Annotated in this window: 14 protein-coding genes; 8 read left to right on the forward strand and 6 right to left on the reverse strand. The window is 45.0% G+C overall.

Annotation, left to right across the window (positions count from 1 at the left end):
• Positions 1-138, forward strand: a 138-nt coding sequence (locus HQM11_12995) for a hypothetical protein (protein MBF0351943.1), incomplete at its 5' end; no start/stop codon positions are given.
• A gap of 63 nt (positions 139-201) precedes the next feature.
• Here HQM11_12995 and HQM11_13000 read toward each other — a convergent pair.
• From HQM11_13000 to HQM11_13010, 3 genes are all read right to left on the reverse strand, one after another.
• The gene (locus tag HQM11_13000) at positions 202-1,353 is read right to left on the reverse strand and encodes a hypothetical protein (protein ID MBF0351944.1); all 1,152 of its coding nucleotides are present in this window, start codon (positions 1,351-1,353) and stop codon (positions 202-204) included.
• Between the two features lie 177 nt (positions 1,354-1,530).
• Complete coding sequence (locus HQM11_13005) at positions 1,531-2,244, reverse strand: mechanosensitive ion channel family protein (GenBank protein MBF0351945.1); 714 nt, start codon at positions 2,242-2,244, stop codon at positions 1,531-1,533.
• A complete protein-coding gene (locus tag HQM11_13010) occupies positions 2,241-7,370 on the reverse strand; it encodes an amino acid permease (protein ID MBF0351946.1) in 5,130 nt (1,709 codons plus the stop codon). The genes HQM11_13005 and HQM11_13010 overlap by 4 nt, the downstream gene beginning before the upstream one ends.
• Before the next feature lie 135 nt (positions 7,371-7,505).
• Here HQM11_13010 and HQM11_13015 point away from each other — a divergent pair, with 135 nt between their 5' ends.
• The 5 genes from HQM11_13015 to HQM11_13035 all read left to right on the forward strand — a co-directional run bounded on the left by HQM11_13015 (position 7,506) and on the right by HQM11_13035 (position 12,023).
• Positions 7,506-7,928 carry an ankyrin repeat domain-containing protein gene (locus HQM11_13015; GenBank protein ID MBF0351947.1) on the forward strand — a complete coding sequence of 141 codons (423 nt, stop codon included), beginning with the start codon at positions 7,506-7,508 and terminating at the stop codon, positions 7,926-7,928.
• A gap of 73 nt (positions 7,929-8,001) precedes the next feature.
• Entirely contained in the window at positions 8,002-8,199 is a 198-nt protein-coding gene (locus tag HQM11_13020; protein ID MBF0351948.1) for a DUF1819 family protein, read from the forward strand.
• A gap of 121 nt (positions 8,200-8,320) precedes the next feature.
• Positions 8,321-8,473, forward strand: a complete 153-nt coding sequence (locus HQM11_13025) for a hypothetical protein (protein ID MBF0351949.1) — start codon at positions 8,321-8,323, stop codon at positions 8,471-8,473.
• Between the two features lie 543 nt (positions 8,474-9,016).
• Positions 9,017-10,609, forward strand: coding sequence for an ATP-binding cassette domain-containing protein (locus HQM11_13030; GenBank protein ID MBF0351950.1), 1,593 nt, complete (start codon positions 9,017-9,019; stop codon positions 10,607-10,609).
• A gap of 118 nt (positions 10,610-10,727) precedes the next feature.
• On the forward strand, positions 10,728-12,023 hold the full coding sequence (locus HQM11_13035) for a HAMP domain-containing protein (protein MBF0351951.1): 1,296 nt from the start codon (positions 10,728-10,730) through the stop codon (positions 12,021-12,023).
• An 11-nt stretch (positions 12,024-12,034) separates the two neighbouring features.
• On the opposite strand, the gene HQM11_13040 is transcribed toward HQM11_13035, so the two are convergent.
• From HQM11_13040 to HQM11_13050, 3 genes are all read right to left on the reverse strand, one after another.
• Positions 12,035-13,540: an acyl--CoA ligase gene (locus HQM11_13040; protein MBF0351952.1), complete on the reverse strand. Its 1,506-nt coding sequence runs from the start codon at positions 13,538-13,540 to the stop codon at positions 12,035-12,037.
• A gap of 3 nt (positions 13,541-13,543) precedes the next feature.
• Positions 13,544-14,671 carry a hypothetical protein gene (locus HQM11_13045; GenBank protein ID MBF0351953.1) on the reverse strand — a complete coding sequence of 376 codons (1,128 nt, stop codon included), beginning with the start codon at positions 14,669-14,671 and terminating at the stop codon, positions 13,544-13,546.
• A 227-nt stretch (positions 14,672-14,898) separates the two neighbouring features.
• Positions 14,899-15,672, reverse strand: a complete 774-nt coding sequence (locus tag HQM11_13050; GenBank protein ID MBF0351954.1) for a glycosyltransferase — start codon at positions 15,670-15,672, stop codon at positions 14,899-14,901.
• Positions 15,673-15,725: 53 nt separating this feature from the next.
• Between HQM11_13050 and HQM11_13055 the strand changes: the two genes are divergently transcribed.
• Both HQM11_13055 and sdhA read left to right on the forward strand, forming a co-directional pair.
• Positions 15,726-16,340, forward strand: coding sequence for a succinate dehydrogenase (locus HQM11_13055; GenBank protein ID MBF0351955.1), 615 nt, complete (start codon positions 15,726-15,728; stop codon positions 16,338-16,340).
• Positions 16,341-16,392: 52 nt separating this feature from the next.
• Positions 16,393-18,327, forward strand: a complete 1,935-nt coding sequence (gene sdhA / locus HQM11_13060) for a succinate dehydrogenase flavoprotein subunit (protein ID MBF0351956.1) — start codon at positions 16,393-16,395, stop codon at positions 18,325-18,327.
• Positions 18,328-18,332: the final 5 nt, after the last annotated feature.

An 18,332-nucleotide genomic window follows, 5' to 3' on the forward strand; every position in this document is an offset into this window, starting at 1 on the left:
GAAGGCACCTGGATTCCACCGGAATATCGTGCAAAATCCCGGGAAGATGACACCCAAAAAGAGACGGATAAAAAAGCTGAAGATGAAAAGCTGTATGAAATTGACAAACGAACTCTGCGTTGGAGGGCGTTGTGGTAACACTACCCTCTTATCCGACTGGGGACTGGGAGAGAGAAACTCCCGACTACCCGATTTATATTTTTAGAGTTTTTTTTCAGATGACTGAATCGCAATATATTTAATGATTGTCTGAGCTAATGCCACTGTTTTTAAGTTAATTTCTGGATCAAAATTAATAAAATGATCCAGACCGATTGATACAATAGTTGTGCTGTGAGGCAGTAACGCATCTACAATAAGAGTAAATCCATCATTGGGTCCTTGTGAGTATAGTATATTATAACCAGTTTTCGCTCTCTCAGAAATATGGCCTGATAATGGAAACCCTGTATAATTGACCGTTACTATATGTGCGGGAATGTGAATTTGTTTAAAACGTGCCTGGCTATTTTGGGCTGACATGCTCTGGATATTTTCCATTTTCCAACCTTGAAACCATGCGAAACCAGATAAAAACCAATTTTTTGGCCAAGTTTGAAATGAATCTACAACAGGACTTCCTTTCAGAATTCCAACAATATTGAGCCATCCTTTGACTTGTCGGGTCTGTTCAGCGGTAAGTCTTCTTCCTAAAGCATCGGCAATGGCAGGCCCCGCAGAACTTGCTCCAACAAGAAGCAATGGTCTCCCTGATTGACTGTATCTCAGGATGTCCTTCGCAATATATTCTGAATTTTCTTCTACACTTCCTGTTGAAGGAATCTCCACCAGATGATTTTCTAATCCAATTTGAGATAATAATTTGCGAGGCACGGTGAAATCCGCCCCTGTCTTTTCTCCAGAATCCACATAATCCCACCCTGGAATCATTAGGACGATATAAGAAGAATATAGGGGAGGTTTGGTCAATTTTGTTAGATCAGGCGTAGATTTTACTATGAGAAGCTCTTCTGCGAATAGACGTTGAAGATATTGATTGATCGGCATTTCAAAAGTTTTATACGTTAAATAAAGTGTCGCAAAGTCTGTGGAATATTGCTGTGATATTTTTTGAAGGCTTCTTCTTGTGGGGAATTCTAGGTTTTCATTATGAACCATATCAATCTGAGCATCAAAAATTGGATTTGTCTTGTGGCCCGATAAATAATTTTCCAGATAATATCTTGCAATTTGAGAATCCACCGTAGTCTGGATGGAGTATCCTGCTAAACTTCCTTGTATGGGGATCTGGGGAATTGAATCACTACATGAGGATATCGTAATAAAAATTAAGTACACAAAAAAATATTTCATTATTGAAACCGTAAAAGCAGGCGGAAAACAGAGAAAACAGACCGAAACCTAAGGGCAATGAAGGTCATAACCACTAGCGAAAAGCAAGGGCCAATCCGCGAGGAACGGTCTGAAAATATGACCGAATAAAATACACAACCCCTTGGCGCTGGGATTTTTTATGGAGGCCTTCTCCTGTCAGTGGATTCCCCATTTTTGATGAAGTTCATTTTCCAGAACAGGCGCATATCGGGGATCAAGCAGATAACACAGAATCTCGATCCCGTAACTGTTTTCTGATTCCCTCACTGTTTGAATCTGGGGCGCCTTATTGATCATCGTCCAGGGAACATTCAAAATATATTGCCGGATTTCGCCGATCAGTTGTTCCAGGGAACCCCGTTTGGCAATTTCCAGAGAAAACCTTAAAGTACCAGACTGAAGGGGCGGTGATTTTTGTAGCCATTGACGGGATAGTGTTCCATAGGGAATTTTAACCAGTGTCCCGGTATCGGTTTCCAGCCAGAGGGCCGTGTAACCCAGTTTTCTGATAAGTCCCTGATAGCGACCTGCGGTAATATGCTCCTGAACCTTGAACGAGCCTTCCATCCGGATAAACAATCCCATGCCCAGATCCCGGATGATGGGCCACCCGGAGCCAATGGCAAGGAACAACAAAACGCCCAGCAGAATTTCTGAATATAAACGGGGTAAATCAAAAATCGCGTGACTGCTCCAGATCAGCAGGATTCCCCAGAAAATTGCGGCCATGACAGGAAATCCCTGCTCCAGCCATGCGTACTGAGTTTTGCCGGAAACCATCCATTGCAGTAAGCGATGAACGGCACGCAAACCGGCCCACAGCAAGAGACACAGCAGTATAAACTTCAATATTCCAAACTCAAGAATCATAACATCTCCTTATCACGAAAACAGTGTGTCAGCCAGGAGGTGATGAAGGGGTTCAGCGTCCATACACCATGTTCCGGCTCCACAATCAGTCCGGCACGTTTCATGGAATGAATTTCATGCTGAATTTTGGCGTCATTCCATCGCATGATCCGGCACAAACGTTCCGTCGTCAGTGCTTTGTGCAAGATCCATTGAAGGAGCAAAATCTGACGGTCTGTTGTTAAATTGGACAGGATCTCCGCATTTCGGGGGTGTGGATCCATGATGTTCAAGGTACTTTCCTGAACGGACTCGGTATGAGTCAACCACGAGCGCAAGGAATCACCGACATTTCCATGGGCATAATCAAAATGCCGACTGAAGAGTCGCGCGATTTTGAGCGGTGACAGGGATTCCTCGGAAGTTCCCTTGAGTTGAAACTTAATGCCGCTGGCCCGATGCCTGAGCATGATCAGATCCTTGAGTTCTTCTGCGTTGAAGGGTGTGCATTCGATGAGTTCCAGCAAATAATCCCGAATGTTCCAGAATTTTGAAATAAATGACAACGCATGTTGATTGATATTCATGAGGATCAGATATCGATTTCCCCATTTTTCCATAATCATGCTGATTTCCCTTAAAACAGCCATGCCTTCCGGACTGCGTTCCCACCAGAGTTCAATGTCATGAAACACCAGTACGCAATTGGGGGGAAGATGTTCCATCATCTCATATCCCTGACTTTGGGTTGCCAGTGAAATGCGGTTCCAGAATTCTGACACATTGCAACTGCCTCCGGAGGGCGGAATGATCTGATAAACCGGAACACGTTTGCAGTATTGTTCCAGAATCATGTGCGTCAGCCCGGTTTTTCCGGAATAGCGATTGCCGCTGATCATCACCACCCCTCCGGTTCCACCGCGAAAACGTTGAATGGCCTTTTCCGCCTGACGTAATTCGGCTTTTCTTCCCACCCAGAAGTTTTTGTTGGGAATGTGTTCACCCAGAAACAATTGTTTATAGTGAAAGGGCAGTGCATTCAGAACATCATGTCCGGGCATCATGGTATCCAGAATGTTCCGCACCGTATGCAGTTCGCCATGAATATGGTTCATTTGCTGCCAACGTTGCGCTTTCAGCAAACTTTCATTTTTATGGTAAATCAAACGTACCAGCGTTGATTCAAAGGCTTCGTAGAGTTTTTCTCGTTTCTCACCCACATTGGACAACATGCGCTTGCCTTCCTGTTGTCGGATATAACGTTTGAGATCACGGGAAGACTGAATGATGAGGAATGGATTGAGTTTGTCCGAGGTCAGTTTGAGCTGTTTTTCAAACAATTCATCGAGTTCATGCTGGATGAGGGTGATTTGTTCCTTTTCACGTAAAATGCGGGTTTTCTCCTGCTCCAGCCAGAGTTCCAGCGTTTTGTCACTGTCAGCATCGCTTTGCAATTCCCTGGAACCTCTGTTGAACAGTATCAGCCTGCGGGTGTCATGGATGTTCTGATTGGCATTTTCCAGCAGGGGCACCGCGTGTTCGAGATAGGCTTCCAGTGGTTCTATCAAGTCTGAATAAATAAAATACTCGACCAGTTCCCGGAGATAAATGGTAAGCACCTCCATCTTGCTGAACTGCCCCTCCTGAAAGGATTGTAACGAAACATTGCTGATGGTGTCCATGGATTCCGGCAGAGTTTCCAGGGCCGGTCTCAGTTCGTTGATCATGTTTTCCACAAGTTCATGGGTATCAATCGAAATTTTTCCATCATAATGAGCCACATTGACGCCGGAAGTTTCAGCCACCGGATTCAGGGTTTTTCTGGATAAATCCTCCACAAACACATCAATTTTATCAATAAGCTGGTTTTCGATGCTCAGCAGCAGATCCTGTTCAAATTTCTGAATAATGATGGTCATGCGCCGTTGAAAAGAAACCAGAAACAAATCCATTTTCAGCACTTCCAGCAACAGTGTCTGATTGTGTTTCCAGGTTGCGGGATAGTCATCTATTCCGGCGATCAGGTTTTCTTCATGAGTGCGCTTTTTCATCTGTTTCAACCGGCCCGAACTTCCGGGGATCCAGGCTTCCTGAATCAGTGATTGAATGGCGTTACCACAGGATTGTAGCAATTGAGTCTGATAATGTTCAAACATACTGTCATTGATTTGCTGAAGTGCTTCCTGGTGTTTCTCAAGCCGGGTTTCATGACGGGTGATCAGTTCTCCATTCAAGGCATTGCCTGTTCCCTGCTTTTCCAGGTGTCCCAGGGTGTCCCGGATGGTATGGCAGAGATTTTGAAGTTCCCTGACAAGTTTGTAATGCTGAAGACCCACAGCCTGCAATCCCGGCCACAGCGTCGAACCGCGTTTCTGTTGAAAATAATAATGAATCAAGCCTTTCAGGGACAAGTTGGCTTGTGGCGGAACATGGCGCCAGCGTATCTTTTGGCGAGTCACCCATTTAAGCGTTTTCAGTCTGAAATCATCATGCCGTTGGGGTTCAAAATTTTCTTCAGGATAAAGCACCTGTAGTGACTCCGGATAATCCTGAATCAGTTTGCCGATGGTTCCGGTCCACCAGGTCAAACCATTATCCCAGAATTCCATTTGATGTTTCAGGGCTTCGTCTTCAAATTCAGAAACGTTGCGCAATAATTGAAACAGAATATCGCCCTGTATCTTGGAAACAATTTTTTTATTTCGTAGATCATCGCCTTTTCCAATCTGTTTGGAAAAGCGGTTCAGTCCCGCATAACCGACTTCCGTCAGCGCATTGATGAGTTCCTGATTTTTTTTACGTAGAGGCAATACATAAAATTCCATATATTGTTTCAGTGCTTCTTCAATCTGCGCAATCAACCGGTTGATATACTGCGACAACTGCGGGTCAGGCGGCAATTCAATTTTTTCATGTTCCGTAAACTGACTCAAGGACAACGCCAAAGCCTGTTCCTGCCCGGTCACTCCGGAGGTTTGATGCCATTCAATGCCCGTAGCGACTTCATTGAAAAAGGAGGAGGCATGAATCAACAGGGTAGGCCCCAGCGAAGACAGCAGATTGTTGGTGGACTTAATCATCTGACCTGCGTTGGTCTCATTCATCAACGGCATTCCCAGAATGGTCAGATCCGCTGAGCCTGATTGTTCTGACAAAATTTGGGGAAATGGTTTTTGTTCAATGGCGTTGTTGATGATGTTGATGGTGGCATCCAGTCGTGCGTCATCCAGCAATTTTTTCATGTTTTTGTAAATGGTATCCACCATGGCGCTGGTTTCGGTCATGATCAGGAAACGAACTGTCGTATCACGCCATTCAGGGGACAATAACAAAAATTTAACCAGCATCAGGCTCAGATTTCCATTATTTCCCGCGCCACGCCACCAGACATCAATCTGTTTACGCTCGCCAAAACCACGTTCAGAATTATATTCAAGAAACAACAGATTATAATCCAGTTGTGTCAGGGTCTGGATCATGTGTCCGAATTTTTCAGGGTTCCGGGTTTCGCCCCCCCAGCCCATCAGAATGGAATTAGGGTCAATGCCTGAAAATCCATACGTTTGAGCGATATTTTCAATGCCCTGGTAAATATCCTTGCATTCCTGTTTGCGGATGAACACGCCCGGTATGGATTCATCTTCAGAGACCACAATCTGTTTGGAGCGGGGAAACAGAATTTTGGCGGTCGGATTTTCAACCAGATCAAAATCAGACAGCATGCCCATCTGTCCGATGGTCCATTTTCCGAATTCCATCAGATAGGGCCTGGCCTGAGAACCGCCACTGAACAACAGAAGGTTTGGCCTCCAGTTCTGACTTTGTGAATCGCTCTTACTCAACTTGAACAAGCCCTGTCGCACCAGCGCTCCCCAGACTCCGGCCCAGATATCACCGACGCTGGTCATTTCCTTGCGTTTGAGATAGGAAAAAACTCCGGTCAGGATCACAGTCCCCCCAACCATTGCGACCAGATCCAGTTCCAGCATGATGATCGCACATGAAAGCGCGCCGATGATACTCAGAATTCTGGGGGTTCGGAACGATGGTCTGAAATCAGGACTGGCCCAGCTTTCAATGGCGCAGGTCAGATTGAGAAAACCATAGGTGGTGAGAAAAAAAATTGAAACAATCCGGGCAATGACATCCAGTTCTCCAATGAGAATTCCTGCTTCAGCAATCAGGAATGTCAGCATCAGCGCGTTGCGGGGTTCATTGTCTTTTCCATGTCCCTTGCCAAATATCGCGGGAGTGATTTTATCAATGGATGTCGCCTGCAAAATACGGGGGGCGCCAAGGATACTTCCAATCGCGGAAGACACGGTGGCTGACCAGATTCCGGCAATAACCAGCGGAGGATACAGCGAAGCTTCCAATAGGATTTTCGGATTATTGACCAGGGCCTCAGGCATGATTCTGAACCCCAGAAAAATGGCAATTCCCATATAAATCACCAATCCCAGCGCAATGGCGATGATTGTGCCCAGCGGGATGGATTTCTTGGGATCTTCGAGGTCGCCTGACATGGAAACACCCGCTTCAAAACCTGTCACTGCCGGGAAAAAGATACCAAATAAAATCATCATGCCCGGCGCATTGTCCATGGGCATCAAATGCGGTGACTCCGGAATTTGGGGCGGGGTTCCCAAAAATACGGACAACAGTGACAGGGCGATGGTCACCATAATGAAATACTGGCTTTTTACCGCTAGGGAGGTGCTGATAAACGTCAGGGTGGTGACCGCCAGCAACGAGACAGTTCCCGCGATTCGAATGTTATTGATGGTTTGCTCCCAGCCCCAGAATCCCAGAAAACTTTCGGAAAAACCAATCAGATACAGACTCACGCTGAAAGACAGTCCCACGAACAACGCCAGTCCCAGTGTTCCGCCAATCGGGAGACCCAAACTTCTGGAAATCATGAAATAGGAACCGCCACCTTCTACTTTTTTATCCGTAGCGATCGTTGAAATGCTCAAACCTGTCGTCACTGAAATCACATGCGCGATCACAATGATTCCGACAGTCATATAAATCCCGGCATTGCCTGTGATCCAGGGCAGGCGCATGTACATGATCACACCGAGAATTGTCAGGATCGAAGGAGTGAACACGCCTCCGAAGGTACCAAATTTTTTTGAGGACATACGGTTACAGGTGTTGAAATTTTTATAAAAGACTGACAACAGATAAACAGCGACTCTCAGGATGTGTGTGTATCATGGTGCCTTTGAGAGTTGCAATGAGTAACTTTTTACCAACAGAACAATCAAGGAGAGTTTATGTCACAAGAAGATTATTACGTGGAAGCCGCCCAGAAAGGGAATCTGGAGGTCGTCCGGGAACTGGTTGAAAAAATGACCCATGCCGCCGCCCTGGAAGGGCATTATGAACTGGTCAAACTGCTGGTCAACCATCGAACTGATATTGATCAGGTCCTGTTGAAAGCCGCAAGTCGGGGGCATTTGAAAATTGTGAAGCTTTGCCTCAAACAGGGGGCCATTCCTGATCCCTGGGATGACAACAAATGGACTCCCCTGATGTGGGCCGCCTATCGGGGCCATGATGACCTGGTGGAACTTTTACTGGAAGCCGGAGCAAATCCTAATGTTTCTGATGACGCACAGCGGTCGCCCCTCAGTCTGGCGAATCAGCGACAGCACAAAAAAATCACCAAACTCCTGAAAAAAGCTGGCGCAAAATAAAAGTTCCATCATTCATCAGTTGTTTATGTGATGCGATATTTGAATATATGGATCAAATTCCAGCATGGTTGAAATGAATCACGACCGATACAGCCTCTCATTCACATCAGGGACACTTTTTCATCAGAATTCGGTGCAATTGGTGGAACTTTTTTTTGTTTCGAGAGACTGGGTGCGTGTCCGGGAGGAGGTTATCCTTCGTAATTTGTTGCAGTCCCGAACCCAAAACGCGCTGAAACGAATCTGCCGCGAAATCATGATTATGGCATAGGAGAAAAAAATATAAGGAACTGGATAAACTCACTCAGGCGGTTAGAAGGAAAAACTGGATATTAGGATTTAACCCTGCTATTGATCCCCTGCATGAATGGCGGAAATCAGGAATCACTCCTTTGCTGATTATTGGTGCTCCGGTTTCACTGGTTCAGGCAATGGCAGGTCATGCCAATCCACAAACCACCCTGAAGCATTATACCAATAAAAAACACATGTTGGAACAATCTCTGGCTTTGCCTCGAATCGTACACAGAAAAAGAATCAGATAAAATAGCGCTTATTTATCAACAAATTATGAATGAGTGAAAGTGGGACTGAAAATCCTCGTGTCGGAGGTTCGATTCTCTCTCTGGCCACCTTCTTCAAGCCTTGAAAACACAGGCATTCCAAAATTCTAATAAAAATCTCAAGAGTTGTAAGTTTTCAGTTATCAGCCTTCAGCTTTTCGTAAATCATTGAAATTAAATTTTTTATGAACATCAAACTTTCAAAGCAACTTTTAGGCTTATATAAAAACCATACTAATTTCAATTAGTTCAAAAAATTGAAAGCTGAGAACTTACCACTGTCGAGTAAAAATCAATACACGACATAATACGAATCGAGAGTGCTTCAGTATGTGGGTCTAAACGGTATAAATTTCCATAAATGCCCGGATATTTATCCAAAACACCTTCAGCGGACTCTGGTCCGGAATTTTGTGCCTATACCAAAAATTTGATTCTAAATATCAAAGGAAAACTTTAGAAAGATCCCGTGTGTGGGGATTTGCCATGCCTCAAATTCAACAAAATTATTCAGGATGAAAAACCATGATCAGTACAAATAATATTAGTTTAAGCTTTGCGGGTAAAAAACTTTTTGATGAAGTTAATATTAAATTCACACCGGGAAATTGTTACGGACTGATTGGCGCGAATGGTGCCGGGAAATCAACTTTTCTCAAAATTCTTTCAGGAAAAATTGAAAGTAATTCTGGAACCGTCAGTATCACCCCGGGGAACCGATTATCCGTTCTGGAGCAAGATCATTTTGCCTATGATGAATATCAGGTGTTCAAAACAGTACTCATGGGAAATAAAAAACTGGTGGAAATCATGGAGGAAAAAGAGGCTATTTATCTGAAACCTGATTTTTCTGAGGAAGATGGTTTAAGAGCCGCGGATCTGGAAACCGCTTTTGCGGAAATGAATGGCTGGGAAGCAGAATCCGAAGCCGAAAAATTATTGGCGGATTTAGGGATAAAACAGGAAGATTTTACCAAATATATGAAAGACATGAAGGAAGATGATAAATTAAAGATTCTTCTGGCCCAGGCTCTTTTCGGGCAACCTGATATTCTGTTACTGGATGAGCCCACCAACCATCAGGATATCAAGACAATCAACTGGCTTGAGAACTTTTTGCTGGATTTCAAAAACACTGTCATCGTGGTGTCCCATGATCGCCATTTTTTGAACAAAGTTTGCACGCATATGGCAGATATCGACTTTGGCAAGATCACTGTTTATACGGGAAATTATGATTTCTGGAGAACATCGTCTGAATTAGCCCAGACACTTCGTTCTGACGCAAAGAAAAAAAATGAAGACAAGGCCAAAGAGTTGAAAAGCTTCATTCAGCGATTCAGCGCAAACGCGTCCAAAGCACGACAAGCGACATCCAGACAAAAACAGTTGGAAAAACTGGATTTGAAGGATTTACCTGTTTCCACACGAAAATATCCCTTTGTGCATTTTGAACCCAAACGGGAATTGGGAAAAAATATTTTAACGGTTGAGGGCTTGAGCAAAACGATCGACGGTGTAAAACTTCTCGATAATATAAGTTTTTCCCTATACAAAGATGACAAGGTGGTTTTTTTGGGAAATAACGATATTGCCAAGACGACTCTGTTTCAGATATTAATGGGAGAACAACAAGCTGATTCTGGAAGTTATGTGTGGGGACCCAGCACGACTCAAGGCTATTTCCCCAGTGATAACTCGGCCTATTTTGATGCCGGGCAATATGATTTGATCAACTGGTTAAGGCAATATTCCGAGGATCAGGATGAATCCTTCATACGTGGATTTTTGGGGAAAATGCTCTTTTCCCGGGATGAATCCCTTAAAAAGACCAATGTTCTTTCGGGGGGCGAAAAAGTACGTTGTATGCTGGCGAAAATGATGGTTTCCGGGGCAAATACTTTAATTCTGGATGGACCCACAAATCATCTGGATCTGGAAAGCATTACTGCCGTCAATGAAGGCTTACGGCGTTTTAAAGGCGCGTTGTTGTTCACTTCACATGATCACGAATTCATTCAAACCGTGGCAAACCGAATTATTAATATTGATGTCACAATCACAGTCGATCAGTACAGCACCTATGATGAGTTCCTTGAATCTAAAAATATAAAATAACACGCCTCGTATGCTTGATTTCCGCTTGACGCTTGTTAAACTCTCATTGTAGTTCTTAAATAGACTGTTTTTATCAAGAAAAACAGCTATTGTCGCACCATTCCAGACAGGATGACACATGAAGTTCAGCATTAATCTGAAAATCAACGGATTGAATATTTTTTTACTTGGATTGATCCTGCTCAATGTATTTGCGGCATACTCCAACTTTAAGGAAATTGGCAGGGAATCACAACAGATCAGTCGTCTTGTTGAGCGTAACAATCAGGTTCTGGCCAATCCAAACCTTGATTTTCTGGAAATGCAGGAAACGATGGTTCAATCCAATCAGGAATTCACCAAAATTGCTGAAACCATCTATCATCTGGAAAATCGTGCGGTGCGTTTGCAGTTTCTCATACTGATCTTCAATGTGCTGGTTGGCATCGCACTCAGTATTATTCTGTCCCGGCAAATAACCAATCCCCTGAAACATACCATTCTGCAATTAAACCATATTGCCAAGGGAAACCTCACACAGCCCAGTCTGCATATCACAACCAGCGATGAAGTCGGAGAAATCGCGGAAGCCCTGAATTCCATGAAAAAAGATCTCACACGCACCTTCAGCAATGTGCTGAAAACCGGGCTTGAGGTTGAAAAAGTGGCTCATGCCATGACCCAATCCGCTAACAGAACCAGTAGCAGTGTCAAAACCATCGTGACCGGTGCGGACAATCAGGCCAAAACTGTGAAGGAAGCATCGTCATCCATGGATGCCATGAATACCACCATCCGGCATGTGACGAACAGCACTCATGAAGCCTTGTCTTCAGCCAGGGCTGTCAGCAAGCAGGCTCGAGATGGAGAAATTGCGGTAACACATACTGTGGAGGCCATGAAGCAGATCGAGGAGAGCTCCGGGAAAATTGAAGCGATTGTCGCTGTTATTACCGATATCACCAATCAAACCAATCTGCTGTCCCTGAATGCCGCCATCGAAGCCGCCAAAGCGGGCGAAATGGGAAAAGGATTTGCCGTTGTCGCTGATGAAATTCGTCACCTTGCCGAACGATCCGCAGGGGCCACCCAGGAAATTTTTGATCTGATCACTGAAAGTACGGAACGGGTCAATAATGGAACAGAACTGGTGGAAAATACAGGACGCGCGCTAAAAGATATTTTGAACAGTGTTCAGAAAGCCAGCGGATTGATTGACACCATCGCGGATTCAATTTCCAAACACCGGGAAGAAATTATTCATGTGGAAGACACACTCAAAATTCTGGACAATATCAGCCAGAATACGGTCACCAGCGCGGGGCGCTTGTCCCACACCACACAGGAACTGGACCACACGACCAATTATCTGGAAAATGTGGCGACACGGTTGCATTCTATCATTGAACAGTTCAAATTGCCTCACGATGAATGATCTCAGCCGAGTTAATGTTGTCCAGAATTGAGAGCCTGCGAAATGAGGTGTTTCTGAATTTTCCCCATCGCGTTTCGGGGCAGGCTGTCGGTGAATAAGTATTTTTTCGGAATTTTATATGCCGCCAAATTTTTTTGGCAAAATGATTTCACCAGAGTGTCATCCACAGGAACACTGCCTTTTTTGACCATCACCGCACACACCACTTCGCCCCACTCCTCATTCGGAATCCCGACAACGGCGCATTCACTGATACCTTCGAGAGATTCGATGACGTGTTCGATCTCACCCGGATAAATATTGAATCCTCCGGAGATGATCAATTCCTTGATCCTGCCAACAATCCGCAAGTATCCGGACGCATCGTAACAACCGGAATCACCCGTGCGGAACCAGCCCTCATGAAAACAGGCTTTCGTTGCGTCTTCACGGCGATAATATCCTAAAAACACATTGGGACCTTTGATCTCAATTTCTCCTATTTGGCCAGTAGCGCATTCTTTTCCAGTGGCATCCATCAGACGCAGTTGAATTCCCTCCAGTGGCAACCCCACCGTTCCCGGTCTCTGTTCCCCCTGATAAGGATTTGTGGTGTTGATCATCGTTTCTGTCAGGCCATAACGTTCAACAATCCGATATCCTGTTCGTGCATGGAACTGGTCAAACAAGGCCTGACTCAACGCGGCTGAACCTGAAGTGAATAAGCGCATGGCAGAATGTCTCAATTCCTCCAGGCGGGATGATTGGGCAAAACGGGCATACATGGTGGGAACCCCCATGAACAGGGTGATCCGTTGTCTGATGATAAGATCCAATACCACATCGACGTCAAAGGCTGTCATGATATGAGCGGAGTGTCCCCGAATGAAACATCCAAGCAACCCCAGCATCAATCCATGAACATGAAACATGGGTAAACTGAGTAGCAAGTTGTCGTTGGGGGTGATTTCCCAATTTTGGAACAGGCTCTGTAGATTGGAAACAATATTGCCATGGGTGAGGCATGCCCCTTTAGGTTGACCTGTCGTGCCGGACGTGTAGCAGATATAGGCGATTTGATCGGCGTTTTCTGCCGGGGTTGGTGCAGATTCCCCTGACAAAAACAGATTAGCGTATTCCGCTGGATGGGCTTGGAGATCGATCCATTTTTTCAGAGATGGCAGTTTCTTCAGAGGTTCCGCATGGGACTGCTGAAAAAATCCGTCAGTGAACAGCATGGTCGCTTCGGAATCCTGCAGAATGTAGTTTAGTTCTCGTGCTGTGAATCTGGGGTTCAACGGGAGCGCTATTGCACCGGAATGAATGACAGCCAGGTGGAGAAGCGCCAGTTCCAGACCGTTTGGAAGGCAAATCGCGACAATAGAACCTGACGAAATACCTGATCGCATCAACCCTTGTGACAATTGCAGGGCTGAATCATTCAAATTCTGCCAGGAAATAAAAAAATCGGGAAAACTCAGTCCCTGATGGGGATATTGTCGGACGGTTTTCTCAAAACATTGTCCCAGTGTGAGCATGATTTACATGAGTGGTGGAGTAGATTGTTCCTTGAGGGCTGTGCGTTGTGTGCCCAGAATCGCATTGAATGTTTTCACAAAACTACTGCGGAACCGTTCAAAATACTTATGAGCCTGGAATGGATCCGAGGAGGGCATTTCGAGGGTGTAAACCGGAATTTTCCATTCATCGCCATAACGTCCGAGGCTTCCGGGAAAGGTGCGGTAATCCTTATAGACAAACTGACTTTCTTCAGTAAATTGAACAGCCAGGGCATTGGCTTTTTCGTTCACTTCCTGGACAGCCTTGTCATCAATCGATTCATCCATATAATCCAGATCAAGAAAATTGAGCGGAGAATGGATGGAAAACAGTTTATCCGGAGAATAGGTGCTCATGAGGGAAATCAAAAACTGGTTTTCCGGCTCGGAATTAGCCAATTCGCCGGGATAAAGCCGCTTGTCACGCTGATAATGTCGACCCCACGCCTTTTGTGCCATTTGATACCAGTCACTGGTCGGAAGGTTCCGGTTGAGATCAATTCGATTTGCGTTGGTTCGTGTTTTATACTGCCCGAAAAAGCCGTCAGGATTGATAAGCGGCACAATAACCAGTTTTGTTTTGAGAGCTGATGGATTTTCTTTCAACCACTGAACCAGTCTGAAACATTGATAAGAAGTATTTTCATCCGAATGGACGCTACAAATGAGCAGGGAGGTCGGAGCTTTTTCTCCAATGATTGTGTAAATCAACGGACGTCCCTGAACTGAAAAAAAATTATTCTGCCATTCTTCAGGCTTGCAATCAATGTCTTGCCAGCGCAATTTTTTGAATTCCTGATTCAAATCCTGACAATATTGTTCTACGGTATGACGCCCCTCAGGCGATTTCACAGTTTGCACATAGTCCAGGTGCACCCATCCCATGTGATCGCGTTCAAACTGGATCATTCCCCAGGAATCCTGTCGCTGTAATAATTCAAACTGCTGTCCCCAATAGACACGGCCAATCCGGTTCCCATCCGGTTCATGCCTGACATTCAGGACATCACCTGTCACCAACACCAACTCACCTGCGGAGACGATCGTGATACACAAATACAGGGCAACGCTCCAGATGATCATCGGCCGGAGATAGTTCAAAAATTTCATGCTGTTGTCATTATTTGGATGATTCATAGCGGGCAAAAATATTTAGGGTGCTGTGTATAAAACAAACCCAATCTGAAAATTTTAGTTTGTAAAGGTTCCTCACGTTGTTCGGGATGACAGCGGGTTGACTGTGTCATTTCGAGCTGAAGATGAGAAATCATGAGAAAAAACTCTGAAACGGCAATCACTATCTTAAATTAGTGGTTCCATATTCAGTAATCAAGAGTTTATTGTTCAAGCATGATGCCATCGGCGAACAATGCTTCAATACTGTTCCACAGAGAGTGAATCTCTTTTTTGAGCAGAGGACAGGATTCGATTTGATTCACAATTGCCTTGAGATCAGAGGTGGTGTCTATGTCAATTTCCACAGGTAGCGTTTGATACGAAATTCCTGCATGTTTGCAACGGTCACATATTTGAGTGAAATCAACGCCTTGACTCCAGGTAATTCCATGCTTCATAAGTCCCAGCGGTTGTTGGTATCCTGCCAGATAAATTCCCCCACCCTTGTCTGGTCCCAAAACCATTTGGTTGTGTTCCAGTTGTGCAAACGCCGCGTCAATATGGTTTACAGAAAGAAATGGCGTATCACTTCCTGTCAGTACCAGTGAGTTGTATCCACGAAAATGAAACATTTCAAAACAGTGTTCCATCAAATTCCCGATATCTCCTGAAATTTCAGGGATTAGCTCACAATGAACCCGTTGCAGTCCAAACATTTCTTTGAAATTCGACAATCCCTGCTTGTCCGTGCCGCCCACCAGAACAAACCAGTCGACATGATGAAGGGTTTCCAGTCGGAGCATTAAATCTTTCAACAGTGCAATATAGATATCAAGAGCCTGGTGCGTTGATAGTGCGGGATTTGAATAGTCGGGGTTGCACAATCGGGTCTTTACAGTCCCGATTTTGGGAAAACGCGCAAAGGTAATTCCGACATGCCTTGTTGTTTCCATAATTTTTCGATTGACCTTTGGTGACGCTTTTCTTAGAAGCATGGGTGTCCCACCGACATTCTGAACATTTTGCAACTTTAATGGAGAGAAACGCTATGGATTCTGCTTATGTGACACGCAGACTGCACAGTCTCACAGGAATTATCCCTGTCGGGCTGTTTCTGGTATACCATCTGTATCTGCAGTTATTTCTGCATGCGGGTGCCGACATTTACAATGCCAAAGTGAACAGTTTCTATGACAGTCCACTTGCGATCTGGATTCTCGTTTTTCTGGTGTATCTGCCTTTGTTATTCCACACTATTCTTGGTATCAAGCTGGCTGTGCAAGCAAAGATCCAGCCAACCTACAAATATTTCAATCATTTACTGTACTGGCTTCAGCGTTTGAGTGGTGCCGGTGTATTTCTTTTTATCGGAGGTCATCTGTTTTTTACCAAAGTTCAACCCATGCTTGCCGGTACATGGGGCGCACATTGGCAACATCTGAATGAAGGCTATCACTCACCAACAGCATTGGTCACCAAGGCTGTTTATGTATTCGGAATTCTGGGTGCGACCTTTCACTTTTCAAACGGCATCAACACTTTCTGCATGACATGGGGAATTGCCCTGACCGCCAAGGCACAGGACAGAATTCGTTCTATCAGCATTCTTGTGTTTGTTCTCCTCACCATCAGTGCTTATTATGCAATATCTGCAATCTGGTAATAGCCTGTATAACCCGGGTATTTTATAACCCGCTCAAAAAGGAGTTTTATTTATGGCAAAACAACGTGTAATTGTAATTGGCGGCGGACTGGCAGGATTAGCGGCCACCATGAAACTTGCGGAACAGGGAATGCCGGTATTGCTGGTTTCGTTCCTTCCGGTCAAAAGATCTCATTCGGTGTGCGCACAGGGGGGAATCAACGGTGCTGTCAATATCAAGGGTGAAGGCGATTCACCGGAAATTCATTTTTACGATACGGTCAAGGGGGGAGATTTTCTGGCCCATCAACCGCTTTGTAAGGATATGTGCTACAATGCGCCATTTGTCATCAATCTGATGGCTCGCATGGGAGTAACCTTCAACCGCACCCCGGAAGGAAATCTGGATTTCAGACGTTTCGGCGGAACCCTCCACCACAGGACAGCTTTCGCAGGTGCGACCACTGGTCAACAGTTGCTGTATACACTTGATGAACAGGTTCGGCGCTATGAAGTTGAAGGGCTTGTTGAAAAACTGGAATGGCACGAATATCTGGGGGCTGTTCAGGATGATACCGGTCGTTGTGTCGGCGCAGTGATCCATAATCTGCGCTCCGGAGAAATTCAGGGCGTTCGCGGAGACGCTGTGATTCTGGCCACAGGTGGACCCGGACTGGTTTATGGACGGTCAACCAACTCCATGGTCTGCACAGGAACAGCCACCACCTCAGCCTATCTGCAAGGCGCAAAATATGGCAATGGTGAATTCATTCAGATTCATCCCACCGCGATTCCCGGGCAGGATAAACTCAGGCTTATGAGTGAATCCGCACGAGGTGAAGGTGGACGTGTCTGGGTTCCAAAAAAGAAGGGCGACACCCGACCACCAAAGGAAATTCCAGAAGCCGAACGCTATTATTTTCTGGAAGAACGCTATCCACTATTTAAAAACCTGGTTCCACGCGATGTGGCTTCCCGTGAAATATATGACATCTGCATCAATCAGGATTTGGGTGTTGGTGGAGAAAACAGGGTCTATCTGGACCTGACCCATCACTCTCGAGAATTTCTGGATCGTCGACTTGGCGGAATTTTGGAAATCTATGAAAAATTCACCGGTGTGGATCCACGTGAAAATCCGATGGAAATCTTTCCTGCTGTTCATTATTCCATGGGTGGAATCTGGACCGATTATGAAGCCTCTAAAGATGGAAGAATCAATCATCAGTCTCCACGCAATCAGATGACCTCCATTCAGGGACTTTATGCCGCGGGTGAAGCGGATTATCAATATCATGGCGCAAACCGTCTGGGCGCAAACTCACTGCTGAGTTGCATCTATGCTGGTATGATGATGGCTCCCGGTGTGATGAATTATGTTAAAAATGTGCCTCAATCCGCAGACGGCATGGCTAACACTATTTTTGAAAACGCCGCAAAACAATGGAATGAACGTTATACTTCCATCAAAAAAATGAAAGGTAAGGAAAATCCCTACGAACTTCATGCTGAACTTGGTGAACTCATGATTGCCAATGTTCTCATTGTTCGTGAAAACAAACGGTTGGAAGCGACATTGGATAAAATCAATGAAATGGAAGCCCGCTGGAAAAATATTGCCTGTGTGGATACCTACGAATGGAACAATCCCGTTCCGAGTTTCATCAATCAGTTATACAACATGATCCATTTGTCCCGGATCATCACCAAAGGCGCATTGCTGAGAGATGAGTGCCGTGGTGCCCATTCCAAACCAGCCTTTGACCTGAATCAGCCTTCTGACTTCAAACCGGAAAGCTATCTGAAATATCTGGATCAGAAAAAGAATGGTGGTGTCAAAGCAGACAATTTCAAACCAGATCATCTGGATTATATGATAAAGTTTGAAGCCAACAATGAAAAATGGTTGAAAAGCACAATTGCGGTTAATAACAATGGCCAGCCTGATATCAGTTATGAAGAAATCAACACATCGCTGGTCACCCCACGTCCTCGTAAATATGATTGATCGGA

It is taken from the genome of SAR324 cluster bacterium, assembly GCA_015232315.1.
Classification (GTDB): Bacteria; SAR324; SAR324; order SAR324; family NAC60-12; genus JADFZZ01.

Bases quoted from the DNA above. Each gene is read 5' to 3' on its own strand.
- HQM11_13000 (MBF0351944.1), bottom strand. From the start codon at position 1,353: ATGAAATATTTTTTTGTGTACTTAATTTTTATTACGATATCCTCATGT.
- HQM11_13005 (MBF0351945.1), bottom strand. From the start codon at position 2,244: ATGATTCTTGAGTTTGGAATATTGAAGTTTATACTGCTGTGTCTCTTG.
- HQM11_13010 (MBF0351946.1), bottom strand. From the start codon at position 7,370: ATGTCCTCAAAAAAATTTGGTACCTTCGGAGGCGTGTTCACTCCTTCG.
- HQM11_13015 (MBF0351947.1), top strand. From the start codon at position 7,506: ATGTCACAAGAAGATTATTACGTGGAAGCCGCCCAGAAAGGGAATCTG.
- HQM11_13020 (MBF0351948.1), top strand. From the start codon at position 8,002: ATGAATCACGACCGATACAGCCTCTCATTCACATCAGGGACACTTTTT.
- HQM11_13030 (MBF0351950.1), top strand. From the start codon at position 9,017: ATGATCAGTACAAATAATATTAGTTTAAGCTTTGCGGGTAAAAAACTT.
- HQM11_13035 (MBF0351951.1), top strand. From the start codon at position 10,728: ATGAAGTTCAGCATTAATCTGAAAATCAACGGATTGAATATTTTTTTA.
- HQM11_13040 (MBF0351952.1), bottom strand. From the start codon at position 13,540: ATGCTCACACTGGGACAATGTTTTGAGAAAACCGTCCGACAATATCCC.
- HQM11_13045 (MBF0351953.1), bottom strand. From the start codon at position 14,671: ATGAAATTTTTGAACTATCTCCGGCCGATGATCATCTGGAGCGTTGCC.
- HQM11_13050 (MBF0351954.1), bottom strand. From the start codon at position 15,672: ATGCTTCTAAGAAAAGCGTCACCAAAGGTCAATCGAAAAATTATGGAA.
- HQM11_13055 (MBF0351955.1), top strand. From the start codon at position 15,726: ATGGATTCTGCTTATGTGACACGCAGACTGCACAGTCTCACAGGAATT.
- sdhA (MBF0351956.1), top strand. From the start codon at position 16,393: ATGGCAAAACAACGTGTAATTGTAATTGGCGGCGGACTGGCAGGATTA.